Genomic DNA, 11,573 nt, shown 5'->3' on the forward strand with positions numbered 1-11,573 from the left:
GCTCGCTACTCTGGTGGAGCCATGAGACGTTGTTCGCGCACCGCCTGCGCCGCCGAAGCGGTCGCCACGCTCACGTTCGACTATGCCGATTCCATGGCAGTGCTCGGGCCGCTCGCGCTCACCCGGGAGCCGCACGGCTACGACCTCTGCGCCCGTCACGCCGAGCGCACCTCCGCGCCCGTCGGCTGGCAGGTCGTGCGGCACGTGAGCCTCGGTGAGGTAGGTTTCAAGTCATGAACTCCGCTGCTCCATCGGGCGCTCGTGCGCGCCTCGACGCCATCGTGAAAGCCTACGACGTGCGAGGAATCGTCGGCGAGGGGCTCACCACTGAGACGGTCGAAGCGCTTGCCGCGGCGTTCGTCGACGAGGTCGGCGCGGCCGGCGGCCGGGTCGTCGTCGGGCACGACATGCGCGACTCCTCGCCCGGGTTCGCCGAGGCGTTCGCGCGCGGTGCCGTGGCGCGCGGAGCCGACGTCGTGTCCATCGGGCTCTGCTCGACCGATGAGAGCTACTTCGCGTCCGGGTCGCTGGACGCTCCTGCCGCGATGTTCACCGCGAGCCACAACCCCGCCGCATACAACGGCATCAAGTTCTCGCGAGCCGGAGCCCAGGGCATCTCCCTCGACACCGGTCTCGCCGCCATCCGCGATCGCGCCCTCGACTACCTCGAGCAGGGCATCGCGGCGGTTCAGGTGCCGGGTTCGGTCACGCACGTCGACGTGCTCGCCGACTACGCGGCGCACCTGCGTTCGCTCGTCGACCTCAGCGACGTTCGTCCGTTGAAGATCGTCGTCGACGCGGGCAACGGCATGGGCGGGCTGACGGTTCCAGCCGTGCTCGGCACCGCCGCCGGCCTGCCCGGGCTGCCGCTCGAGATCGTGCCGCTCTACTTCGAGCTCGACGGCACGTTCCCGAACCACGAGGCGAACCCGCTCGAGCCCGCGAACCTCGTCGACCTGCAGCGTGCCGTCGTCGAGAACGGAGCCGATCTCGGACTCGCCTTCGATGGCGACGCCGATCGCTGCTTCGTCGTCGATGAGCAGGGCGGCGCGGTGAATCCGTCGGCCGTCGCAGCCATCGTGGCGCTCCGCGAGATCGCTCGGGTGCGTGCGGCGGGCGAGAGCGATGTCTCGGTCATCCACAACCTCATCACCTCGCGATTCGTACCCGAGGTCATCGAACAGGCCGGTGCCGTGCCGGTCCGCACCCGCGTCGGGCACTCGCTCATCAAAGACCAGATGCGGTCGACGGGTGCCGTCTTCGGTGGTGAGCACTCGGCGCACTACTACTTCCGGGACTTCTGGGGAGCCGACAACGGCATGCTGGCCGCGATGCACGTGCTCGCCGAGTTCGGCGCGCAACTCGCACCGCTCTCAGAGATGTCGACGCGGTTCACGCCGTACGCGCTGTCGGGCGAGATCAACTCGGTCGTCGACGACGTGCCGTCGGCCTACACGCGCATCGTCGAAGCGTTCACCGGCCGTGCGGAGTTCGACGAACTCGACGGGCTGACGGTCACGGGCACGACCGATGGCGACGAGCCGTTCTGGTGGTTCAACGTGCGCCCTTCGAACACCGAGCCGCTGCTGCGCCTGAACGCCGAAGGCCGAGACGCCGCAACGATGACGGCGGTTCGCGACGAGGTGCTCGCACTCATCCGCGGCTGATCGGCGGGGCGACTCGCGCGGCCCGAGCCTGCGAGAATGGTCGGCATGGATGCTGCCGTCACCACCTCCCTCCCGTACAAGGTCGCCGACCTCTCGCTCGCCGAAGCCGGCCGCCACCAGCTGCGCCTCGCCGAGAACGAGATGCCGGGCCTGATGGCCCTTCGCGCGGAGTTCGGCGAATCGAAGCCACTCGCCGGAGCCCGAATCGCCGGCAGCCTGCACATGACGGTGCAGACCGCGGTGCTCATCGAGACGCTCGTCGCGCTCGGCGCGCAGGTGCGCTGGGCGAGCTGCAACATCTTCTCCACGCAAGACGAGGCGGCCGCGGCCATCGTGGTCGGCCCCGATGGCAGCGTCGACGCGCCCGCCGGCGTTCCGGTCTACGCGTGGAAGGGCGAGTCGCTCGAGGAGTACTGGTGGTGCACCGACCGCATCTTCGACTGGTCGGCGGAGGCGGCGGCATCCGGCGCTGACTGGATCGGCCCGAACATGATCCTCGACGACGGCGGCGACGCGACGATGCTCGTGCATCACGGCCGGGACTTCGAGGCGGCCGGCGTCGTGCCCGCGGCGGCCGATGACGCGAGCCACGAGTACCGGGTCGTCCTCGATACGCTCCGCCGCTCGCTCGAGCTCAGCTCCGACCGCTGGACCCGTATCGCGGCAGAGCTCCAGGGCGTCACCGAAGAAACCACGACCGGCGTGCACCGGCTCTACGAGCTGCACGCGAACGGCGAGCTGCTCTTCCCGGCGATCAACGTCAACGACTCGGTCACGAAATCGAAGTTCGACAACAAGTACGGCATCCGCCACTCGCTGCCCGATGGCCTGAACCGCGCCACCGACGTGCTCATGGGAGGCAAGGTCGCTTTCGTCGTCGGCTACGGCGACGTCGGCAAGGGTGCAGCAGAGGCACTGCGCGGGCAGGGTGCTCGGGTCATCGTCTCCGAGGTCGACCCGATCTGCGCGCTCCAGGCGGCGATGGACGGCTACCAGGTCGCTCGACTCGGCGACGTCGTCGGCGATGTCGACATCTTCGTCACCTGCACCGGCAACAAAGACGTCGTGCTCGTCGAGCACATGCTCGGCATGAAGCACCTCGCGATCGTCGCGAACGTCGGCCACTTCGACAACGAGATCGACATGGCCGGGCTCGAGTCGCTCGCCGGCGCCGAGCGCATCGAGATCAAGCCGCAGGTGCACGAGTGGCGGCTGCCGAACGGGCGCTCGATCCTCGTGCTCTCGGAGGGGCGGCTCATGAACCTCGGCAATGCCACGGGGCATCCGTCGTTCGTCATGTCGAACTCGTTCACCAACCAGGTGCTCGCGCAGATCGAGCTGTGGACCCGACCCGAGCAGTACCCGGTCGGCGTCTACGTGCTGCCGAAGCACCTCGATGAGAAGGTCGCCCGGCTGCACCTCGACTCGCTCGGGGTCGAACTCACCGAGCTCACCGTCGAACAGGCGGCGTACATCGGCGTTCCCGTCGACGGGCCGTACAAGGTCGACCACTACCGGTACTGATCCGGTGCAGGATGCCGCGATTCCGCGGCATCCGTTCGGCCGGTGGCATGTACGACCGACCGCGTGAGCCTACCGCTCGGGGAACCCGGGTGGCGTCGCGGTGAGCACCGGCGCGAGCGCCGTCATGCGCGCGTCGACGAGGGCGAGCGCGGTGGCGTCGCGATCGCGCCGAAGGGCGGCGACGCCGGCGAGGAACCGCTCGGGTGCGGCATCGGGCAGCGGCGAGACGAACGGCGCGACCTCGACGGCGAGGGATGCCGCGACGCGTGCGCGACTGTCGGGCACGAGGTGCCCGGCGTTCGTGAAGAATGAGGCCACTCGACGTGCGAGCGGGTCGGGCAGCCGGCCGACGTCGGCGATGGCGGCCCACCCGGCGAGTTCGGCCGGTACGCCGAACGCGGTCGACGGGAGCTTCGGCACGCGCTCCACCTGGGCATGGGTGCCCGCGAGCAGGTCGCCGAGGCGCTTCGACGACGGGTTCAGGAAGCCGACGAGCACGGCGAGGCCGCCGAAGGTGAGGTAGATCTCGACGACACCGGTGAGCGCGCGGATGAAGGCGTGCCGGAACCCGATGGCGCCGCCGTCATCGCGAACCACCCGCAGACCCAGGGCGAGCTTGCCGAGCGATCGGCCCCGGCTCGACGTCTCGACCGCGGTCGGAACGATGACGATGCAGGTCACGATGCCCGCAGTGAGAATGGCCTGGAACCCGGTCGGGTCGACGCCGAGACCCGCGAGTGCGAACAGCAGGCCGATGATCAGAACCACCGTGACGAGCACGTCGATGGCCGCGCCGCCGGCTCGGATGAGCGCACTCGCCGGGCGGATGTCGAGGGAGACGGCTTCGCCGGTGAGCACGCCTTCGTCGTCGAATCGGGCGATGCGCTGTGCGCCGACGGGGGCTTGTGCCATGGGTAGTATTCAAGCAGATGGACCTCGATGCGCTCGCCTCCGCCCGACATGACGACTGGGAGCGGCTCGACGCGCTCGCTCGCCGCCGGCGTCTGGCCGGCGACGAGACCGACGAGCTGATCGAGCGCTACCAGAGCGCCGCATCCGACCTCTCGCTCGTGCAGACCACCGCGGGTTCGACCGCCCTGGGTGACCGCCTGTCGGTCTCGCTGGCTCGTGCGCGACTGGCCTTCACCGGCGCGCCCGAGAACCCGCTGCGCCAGTTCACCCGCTTCGCTGTCGTGAGCCTGCCTGCGGCGTTGTACCGGCTGCGATGGCTGACGCTCGCGGTCGCGGTGGTGACCGTGGCCGTCGCTGCGCTCTACGCATGGTGGCTCGGCGGCGACCCTCGCGCCCTCGCCTCCATCGGCAGCGAGGCGGAGCTCCGCCAGATCGCAGAGGAGGGGTTCGTCGCCTACTACTCCGAGAATCCTGCTGCGTCGTTCGCGGGTGCGGTGTGGACGAACAACGCGTGGATCGCCGCGCAATGCGTCGCGTTCGGCATCCTCGGTGTCTGGGTGCCCTGGGTCATCCTGCAGAATGCACAGAACCTCGGCATCAATGCCGCCGTGATGTTCGCCTACGACGAGGCCGACACCTTCTTCCTCTACCTCGCGCCGCACGGCCTGCTCGAGCTCACGTGCGTCTTCGTGGCTGCGGCCGCCGGCCTTCGGATCTTCTGGGCATGGGTCGCACCGGGCGCGCGCTCTCGCGGCGTCGCCCTGGCCGAAGACGCCCGGTCGCTCTTCAGCGTCGCGCTCGGCCTCGTCTTCTTCCTGTTCGTCTCCGGCATCATCGAGGCCTTCGTGACGCCGGCACCCTGGCCGTGGCCGGTGAAGATCGGCATCGGCGTCGCCGCGCTCGGTGGGTTCCTCGCGTACATGCTCGTGCTCGGCGGCCGGGCGTGGCGGGCCGGCGAGACGGGCGACCTGGTCGAGTTCGACGCCGGCGCGCGTCGCATCGTGGCCGGCTGAGTTCCTGCAGCGCTCGATCGGCCGCGACGAAGCATCGGCGATGCGTTCACGGGGTGCCGGCGCGGGCGCGTGAGGCGAGAATCAGCGATGGCAGGCGGCTCAGAGCTTGCCGGATGCCTTCAACTCGAGGTAGAGGTCGGCCAGCGCCGGTGGCAGTTCCTGAGGGGCAGCCGTGACCGTGAGCCCGCCCAGTCGACGGATCGCCGCACCCACGCGCTCGCCGTCGAGCAGTCCCCGCTCGGCGGCGGCCGCCACGTAGACCTGCTCGAGGTCGTCGCGTGCGCGACCGGCCTCGATGAGTGCCGGGTCGGCGACGGATGCCACGACCACCGTGTGCCGAGCGGTCAACTGCGGGAGCACCGAGAGCAGCCCTCGCGCACTTCCGGGCGAATCCGCCGCGGTGAGCAGCACGACGAGCGCGTGCCGGCTCGTGATGCGCCGCACCTGCCCGGGCACGGACGCCCAATCCGCTTCGATCAGTTCGGCATCGATGCCGGCCATGGTGTCGACCATGCGGGTCAGGAGTTCGGGTCCGCTGGCACCGTGCACGCGACCCCGCAGGCGGCGATCCCAGGCGAGGAAGTCGACCCGGTCGCCGGCGTGCGAGGCGAGTGCGGCGAGCAGCAACGAGGCCTCGAACGCTGTATCGAGGCGTGGCTCGTCGGCGATGCGGGCGGCCGCGGTGCGTGACGTATCGGTGACGATCACGATGCGTCGATCGCGTTCGGGGCGCCACGTGCGCACCATGAGCCGCATGTTGCCCGGCACCTCGGGGTCGGTGTGACGCGCGGTCGCCCGCCAATCGATCGAGCGCACGTCGTCGCCGCGCACGTACTCGCGGATCGAGTCGAACTCGGTGCCTTGGCCTCGGATGAGTAGAGGCGTGCGTCCGTCGAGTTCACGCAGGCGCGTGAGTCGCGACGGCAGGTGCACTCTGGAGTGGAACGGCGGCAGCACGCGGAGGCGCCCGGGGGAGGCGAGCGTGGCCTGTCTCGACCAGAGTCCGAGTGGACCCGCCGAGCGCAGCGTCACCTGCTCGGTGCGGCGGTCGCCGCGCCGCCAGGGCGTCAGCTGGAGAGTGAGGCGACGACGTTCTCCGGCTGGCACCCGCAGTCGCGCGCGGTTGCGCCCGGCGACTCCGGCCGACGGCTCCCAGCCGTCTCGCACCGTGGCCCGGAGCATCCGCTGCCCGAGGTTCTCGACGCTGAGCACGGCCGTGATCGTCTCGCCGAGCCGCACCCGGTCGGGCACTTCACGTCGCAGGGCGACCCGCCGTGGCGACGCGGCCAGCGACAGGTCGAGCACGCCGGCGCCGATCGCGAGCACGAGCCAGCCGAGGAGCGCAAGCCAACCTTCGGGCGCGCCGACGGAGCCAGCCACGACGACGGGCACGACGCCGAGCGCGACGAGGAGTGCGAACCGACCGGAGATCGTCATATCAGAGCGGCACCTGCACCTGCTGCACGATGGACTGCAGCACCGCATCGACCGACACGCCCTCGAGCTCGGCCTCGGGCCGCAGCTGTACGCGGTGCCGCCAGACGGGCAGGAGCATCGCCTGCACGTGGTCGGGGGTGAGCGATTCGTAGCCGGTGAGCCAGGCCCACGCCTTCGCGGCGGCGAGCAGGCCGGTCGTGCCGCGCGGGCTCACTCCGAGACGTATCGAGGGGCTGCGACGCGTCGCGCGCGCGAGATCGACGAGATAGCCGAGCACGTCGTCCTCGACGCGAACGGCGGATGCCGCGGCGCGCGCCGCCGCGAGTTCGGTCGCGCCCAGCACCGGCGTGACGCCCGCAGCGGCGAGGTCGTGCGGGTCGAAGCCATCGGCATGACGGCGGAGCAGCGACAGCTCGGCATCGCGCTCGGGCACATCGAGCACGAGCTTCAGCAGGAACCGGTCGAGCTGCGCCTCGGGCAGCGTGTACGTGCCCTCGTATTCGATCGGGTTCTGGGTGGCGGCGACCATGAACGGGTCGGGGAGGGGGCGGGTCACCCCGTCGGCTGAGACCTGGCGCTCCTCCATCGCCTCGAGCAGCGCCGACTGGGTCTTCGGCGGTGTGCGGTTGATCTCGTCGGCGAGCAGGATGTTCGTGAACACCGGTCCCTCGCGGAACGCGAAGTCGCCGGAGCGCGGGTCGTACGCGAGCGAGCCGGTGACATCGCCCGGCATCAGGTCGGGGGTGAACTGCACGCGCCGAGTCTCGAGCTGCAGGGTGCGGCTGAGCGTTCGTACGAGCAACGTCTTCGCCACGCCGGGCACGCCCTCGAGCAGCACGTGGCCGCGGGTGAGCAGGGCGATGATGAGGCCCGTCACGGCGCCGTCCTGGCCGACGACGGCCTTGCCGACCTCGGTGCGGACGCGGTTGAGCGCGGCGCGGAGCTCTTCGTCGGTCGCTGCGCCCGTCGGTGCGGAGATGGGGTCGGTCATGGTCGCCTTCCTGTGGGGTCGTCGCGATCGAGAGGTGCGTCGGGGCTCGTAGCGGAGCGCGCGGAGCTGCGCGGGTCGAGCGTGCGTTGCACTTCGGCCTCGAGGCGGGCGAGTTCGCCCGCGAGCTCCACGAGTTCGCGGTCGTGGGCCGGCTGTGCGTCGGCGAGCAGCCGACGAACGGATGCCTCGTCGCGGCCGGTCGCCCGTGCTGCGGCATCCGTCACCTCGGCGAGCTCTGCGGAGCGGGGGAGCCGAAGCACGCGTGCGATACGACGGATGGTGCCGATGCGCAGCTGGTCGAGCGCGTGGGTGCGCGAAGCGGTGCGCGCGTAGAGGCGTGCGCGGCCGGCACTCGTCTCGCCGGCCGGCACGTGCACGGGCAGGTTCTCGACGACGAGCGGCCCGAACCGTCGGCCGCGCCAGATACCGGCGACGATGACCACCACGATGGCCAGCACCATGACGGGGCTCACCCAGCCGGGCGTGAGCTCGCCGATGGTGGGGGCATCGGCTGCATCGGCGTCGCCCGGGCCCGGCAGGTACCAGACGAGCTCGTCGGATGCGCCGGTGAGTCCGATGGCGAGTGCGGCGTTGCCCGACTCGACGATGGCCTCGTTGGTGAACGGGGTGGCGGAACCGACGATCGTGAGGTCGCCGCCGTTCGGACCTGCACCGGCGACGACCGCGAAACCGAAGTCTCCGTCACGGAAACAGCCCTGCCAGCCGTCGTCGGCCGCCTCGTCGTCGATCGTGAGCAGGCGCTGCCCCTCGGAGAGCGCTTCCGCGCGCTCCGCCGGGCCGAGCTCGCACTCGACGTCGTCGATCGTGCCGCTCGCGGCGCCCGCGAGGCGCACACCGGGAGCGAGTGCCTCGAGTGCGGCGAAGCCGGGCTCGACCACGACGAGGCGCTCGGATGCCGCGGCGAGTTCGCCGAGTCGCCGATCGTCGAGAATGCCGAACTCGTCGTACAGCAGCACCGTGGCACCGCGCTCGGCGCCCTCGACGGCGAGTTCGAAGGTGCGCGCCTGTTCGACCGCGACGCCGTGCGAGCGCAACACCTCGACGAGCGCCTTCGCGCCGGCGGGTGCGGGATTGTCGGCCGCGAGCGGTGCGCCGGGCTGTCGCGCCCCGCCCTGGATCGCGATGACGAGCAATGCGCCGAGCACGAGCACGGCGGCGATCACGAACCAGGCTCGGCGGCGGCGGAGGAACGCGCGAACCGTGGGCGTCACCGCAGGAGCCGTGGTCGCCGCTTCGCGGGCGGCGGTCGCGGGCGCGGTCATGGAGCGACCTCGGCATCTTCGCGGTGGGCTGCTGCGGCTGCATGCTGTTCGGCGCCCGCCGGTCGAGCGTCCGAGATGGAGCGCTCGAGCGTCGTCACTCGCTCGTAGTCTTCGGCAGAACCGCCGCGGCCGAGATAGCGAACGCCGTCGAAGTCGGCCGCCGCGGAGTCGAGACCGGCGCCGAGGTCGGGGAACGACCGCGCTGCGGCGACCGAGAAGCCTCGCGCCGTGGTGCCGGGGTGCACCGTGACGACCTCGCGGTCGACGAGGCCGCGAACGAGTGCACGGAATCGCTCCTCGATCGCGAGCGGCCAGTCGGCCGCGGCCGCGGCATCGGCGGCGGCTCGCCGGAGTGTCTCGAGATCGCGCCGGTCGTGATCGTCGAAGAGCGCCACGTCGCTGCGACGGCGACGGCGCAGCCGGGGCAGCCCGAACACCAGGAGACCGACGACCACCACGGCGATCGCGAGCAGCACGAGGAGCAGCGTGAGGAGCGGACCCGGCAGCCCTGTGGCCCCGTCGAACAGCCCGAAGAACCAGTCACGGATCGCCTGCATGGCGAGATCGAACGGATTCGGCTTCGCGGCCTGGTACTCGGGCTTCATGAGCTCGTCTTCGAGCCACCGGCGCGCCTCGGGCGCGTCGGGGTCGAGCGGCGTGCCGCGGAGCCTCGTCGGGATCACGTCGTCGCGGGAGCAGCGCCCGGGTAGGTGGCCGCGGTGGCCGGTGCCCGGTAGGGATCCGACACCGGATGCCCGGCGTCGCGCTGCTCGATGTGCCGCACGAGCTCGAGGTCGAGCGCCTCTTTCCGCATGCGCAGGTCGATGTAGATCACGGCGATGAGCGCAGCCTGCACGACCGCGGTGATCGCCCCGATCAGGAGCGAGAGGATCATCGTGACCACGAGCGTCACGACGGTGATCGCGATGGCCGCGCCGTTGCCGGTCGGATCGATGATGGCGGCGACGATGGTGCCGATCAGCGACACCGGTTGCACGACGACCTGGGCGGCGAGGTTGAGGATGAAACCGACCAGCAGCAGCGTGCCGAACGTACGCCAGAAGAACCCGTCGGTCAGGCGCCAGGAACGGCGCATCGCGGTGCCGATGCCGGCACCCTCGAGCACGATGACGCTCGGAACGAGTGAGAGCTTCGTGCCGAGCCACGCCACGACGACGAACACGCCCAGCCCGGCGAACAGCAGCACGAGGACCGTGACGATGATCGTCACGGGATCGAAGAACGTCGCGACCACGATGATGGCGACGAAGGCGGCGAAGATGAGGACGATCGCGGCGGTGATCATCGCGGTCCAGCCGAGCAGTGGCCAGATGCGCTTCGCCGCACGTTTCCAGAGCGCGCCGAATCGAAGCCGTTCGCCGAGCGTGCCGCTCGCCACCTCGATGACCATCACGCCCTGCAGGAACGCGCTCGCGATGAGGGAGACGATCACCGGCACGAGCATCAGCAACAGGAATCCGCCGATCGCGCCCGACATCAGCGCATCGGCGTCGTCGGAGTTCGTGGCTCCCTCGACGCGGGTGATGATGAAGATCGAGAACGGCACGAAGACCGCGAGCGTCGCGACGACCGAGATGAGCTGCACCACGAGACCGGTGCCGAAGGTCGCGGCAGGATTGCGGCGGAGCACCTTGAACGGCGCCCAGAGCACCGTCCCGAAGCCGAGCGGGTGCAGCGGGATGAGACCGGGCTTCGGCGGGGGCGTCCAGCCCAGCGTGCCGACGGACTGCGGCGCCGGGGCCGCCCAGTTCTCCACCGGGGGAGCAGGCCAACCGCCCGGCGCCTGTGCCGGCTGGGGAATCGGCGTCTGTGGAGCCTGCGCCGGGCCAGGGTTGGGGGCGGAGGCGCCGCCGGGCGCCTGCCAGTCGTGGTCTGACACCTATGGGGCTCCTTCCGGCGGATTCCACCATGCTCGCACATTTCGTCCGGCCGCCGATGCCCCTCCACCGGGCGCTCGGGTAGCCTGCAGGCAGTGACCGACTACGCTTGACGCACTGGTTTCGGCCGCGGGCCGGCAGTGCTGACAGGAATGAACGGATGACTCCACGCGTACTCGTCGTCGACGACGACACGGCCCTGGCCGAGATGATCGGCATCGTGCTGCGCACCGAGGGCTTCGAGCCCTTCTTCTGCGGCGACGGCACGAGCGCTCTCGCGGCGTTCCGCGAGACGAGGCCAGACCTCGTGCTGCTCGACCTCATGCTGCCCGGCATCGACGGCATCGAGGTGTGCGGGCGCATCCGTGCCGAGTCGGGCACGCCGATCATCATGCTCACCGCGAAGACCGATACGGCCGACGTCGTCAAGGGACTCGAATCGGGTGCCGACGACTACATGGTGAAGCCGTTCAACCCGAAGGAGCTCGTCGCCCGCATCCGCACCCGGTTGCGCCCGGCACCCGATCCGGTCGCGGCGACCCTCGGCATCGGCGACCTCACCATCGACGCTGCTGGTCACGAGGTCCTCCGCGGAGAGACCCGCATCAACCTCACGCCGCTCGAGTTCGACCTGCTGCTCACGCTCGCCTCCAAGCCGCAGCAGGTCTTCACGCGCGAGATGCTGCTCGAGCAGGTGTGGGGCTATCACTACAAGGCCGACACGCGCCTCGTGAACGTGCACGTGCAGCGACTCCGCGCGAAGGTCGAACACGATCCCGACAACCCGCGCATCGTGATGACCGTGCGCGGCGTCGGCTACCGAGCCGGCGCGACCACCTAGGCGAGCG

11 protein-coding genes are annotated in these 11,573 nt (G+C 70.4%); 5 read left to right on the plus strand and 6 right to left on the minus strand.

All coding sequences use genetic code 11. The features are described 5' to 3' along the window. Nucleotides 1-21 precede the first annotated feature (21 nt). The 3 genes from AC6CH0_RS11265 to ahcY are packed head-to-tail and all read left to right on the plus strand — an operon-like array spanning nt 22 to nt 3,191. A complete protein-coding gene (locus tag AC6CH0_RS11265) occupies nt 22-237 on the plus strand; it encodes a DUF3499 family protein (RefSeq protein ID WP_498100724.1) in 216 nt (71 codons plus the stop codon). After that, nucleotides 234-1,667 (plus strand): phosphomannomutase/phosphoglucomutase, encoded by a 1,434-nt coding sequence (locus AC6CH0_RS11270; protein ID WP_498100726.1) that lies wholly within the window; start codon nt 234-236, stop codon nt 1,665-1,667. The genes AC6CH0_RS11265 and AC6CH0_RS11270 overlap by 4 nt, the downstream gene beginning before the upstream one ends. A 45-nt stretch (nt 1,668-1,712) precedes the next feature. Then, the gene (ahcY, locus tag AC6CH0_RS11275) at nt 1,713-3,191 is read left to right on the plus strand and encodes an adenosylhomocysteinase (protein ID WP_498100728.1); all 1,479 of its coding nucleotides are present in this window, start codon (nt 1,713-1,715) and stop codon (nt 3,189-3,191) included. Between the two features lie 69 nt (nt 3,192-3,260). Here the strand turns inward: ahcY and AC6CH0_RS11280 are convergent, their stop codons facing one another. Next, nucleotides 3,261-4,103, minus strand: coding sequence for an RDD family protein (locus AC6CH0_RS11280; protein WP_498100730.1), 843 nt, complete (start codon nt 4,101-4,103; stop codon nt 3,261-3,263). A gap of 17 nt (nt 4,104-4,120) precedes the next feature. Here AC6CH0_RS11280 and AC6CH0_RS11285 point away from each other — a divergent pair, with 17 nt between their 5' ends. After that, nucleotides 4,121-5,116, plus strand: a complete 996-nt coding sequence (locus tag AC6CH0_RS11285) for a stage II sporulation protein M (protein WP_498100732.1) — start codon at nt 4,121-4,123, stop codon at nt 5,114-5,116. A gap of 99 nt (nt 5,117-5,215) precedes the next feature. Here AC6CH0_RS11285 and AC6CH0_RS11290 read toward each other — a convergent pair whose 3' ends face one another. Genes AC6CH0_RS11290 through AC6CH0_RS11310 form a run of 5 tightly spaced genes read right to left on the minus strand, consistent with a single transcriptional unit; the run spans nt 5,216 to nt 10,727 of the window. Continuing rightward, nucleotides 5,216-6,553: a DUF58 domain-containing protein gene (locus AC6CH0_RS11290; protein WP_498100734.1), complete on the minus strand. Its 1,338-nt coding sequence runs from the start codon at nt 6,551-6,553 to the stop codon at nt 5,216-5,218. 1 nt (nt 6,554) lies between these two features. After that, nucleotides 6,555-7,544: an AAA family ATPase gene (locus AC6CH0_RS11295; protein WP_498100736.1), complete on the minus strand. Its 990-nt coding sequence runs from the start codon at nt 7,542-7,544 to the stop codon at nt 6,555-6,557. Then, on the minus strand, nt 7,541-8,827 hold the full coding sequence (locus AC6CH0_RS11300; RefSeq protein WP_498100738.1) for a DUF4350 domain-containing protein: 1,287 nt from the start codon (nt 8,825-8,827) through the stop codon (nt 7,541-7,543). Before AC6CH0_RS11300 ends, AC6CH0_RS11295 begins: the two co-directional genes overlap by 4 nt. Next, on the minus strand, nt 8,824-9,510 hold the full coding sequence (locus AC6CH0_RS11305) for a DUF4129 domain-containing protein (RefSeq protein ID WP_498100740.1): 687 nt from the start codon (nt 9,508-9,510) through the stop codon (nt 8,824-8,826). Before AC6CH0_RS11305 ends, AC6CH0_RS11300 begins: the two co-directional genes overlap by 4 nt. After that, nucleotides 9,507-10,727: a hypothetical protein gene (locus tag AC6CH0_RS11310; RefSeq protein ID WP_498100742.1), complete on the minus strand. Its 1,221-nt coding sequence runs from the start codon at nt 10,725-10,727 to the stop codon at nt 9,507-9,509. The genes AC6CH0_RS11305 and AC6CH0_RS11310 overlap by 4 nt, the downstream gene beginning before the upstream one ends. A gap of 158 nt (nt 10,728-10,885) precedes the next feature. Here AC6CH0_RS11310 and mtrA point away from each other — a divergent pair, with 158 nt between their 5' ends. Then, the gene (gene mtrA, locus AC6CH0_RS11315; protein WP_498100744.1) at nt 10,886-11,566 is read left to right on the plus strand and encodes an MtrAB system response regulator MtrA; all 681 of its coding nucleotides are present in this window, start codon (nt 10,886-10,888) and stop codon (nt 11,564-11,566) included. Nucleotides 11,567-11,573 lie beyond the last annotated feature (7 nt).

The organism is Agromyces sp. GQ35 (assembly GCF_059758475.1).

Coding starts and splice junctions, on each gene's coding strand:
- AC6CH0_RS11285 (WP_498100732.1), top strand. CDS start 4,121: ATGGACCTCGATGCGCTCGCCTCCGCCCGACATGACGACTGGGAGCGG.
- AC6CH0_RS11300 (WP_498100738.1), bottom strand. CDS start 8,827: ATGACCGCGCCCGCGACCGCCGCCCGCGAAGCGGCGACCACGGCTCCT.
- ahcY (WP_498100728.1), top strand. CDS start 1,713: ATGGATGCTGCCGTCACCACCTCCCTCCCGTACAAGGTCGCCGACCTC.
- AC6CH0_RS11290 (WP_498100734.1), bottom strand. CDS start 6,553: ATGACGATCTCCGGTCGGTTCGCACTCCTCGTCGCGCTCGGCGTCGTG.
- AC6CH0_RS11295 (WP_498100736.1), bottom strand. CDS start 7,544: ATGACCGACCCCATCTCCGCACCGACGGGCGCAGCGACCGACGAAGAG.
- mtrA (WP_498100744.1), top strand. CDS start 10,886: ATGACTCCACGCGTACTCGTCGTCGACGACGACACGGCCCTGGCCGAG.
- AC6CH0_RS11265 (WP_498100724.1), top strand. CDS start 22: ATGAGACGTTGTTCGCGCACCGCCTGCGCCGCCGAAGCGGTCGCCACG.
- AC6CH0_RS11280 (WP_498100730.1), bottom strand. CDS start 4,103: ATGGCACAAGCCCCCGTCGGCGCACAGCGCATCGCCCGATTCGACGAC.
- AC6CH0_RS11270 (WP_498100726.1), top strand. CDS start 234: ATGAACTCCGCTGCTCCATCGGGCGCTCGTGCGCGCCTCGACGCCATC.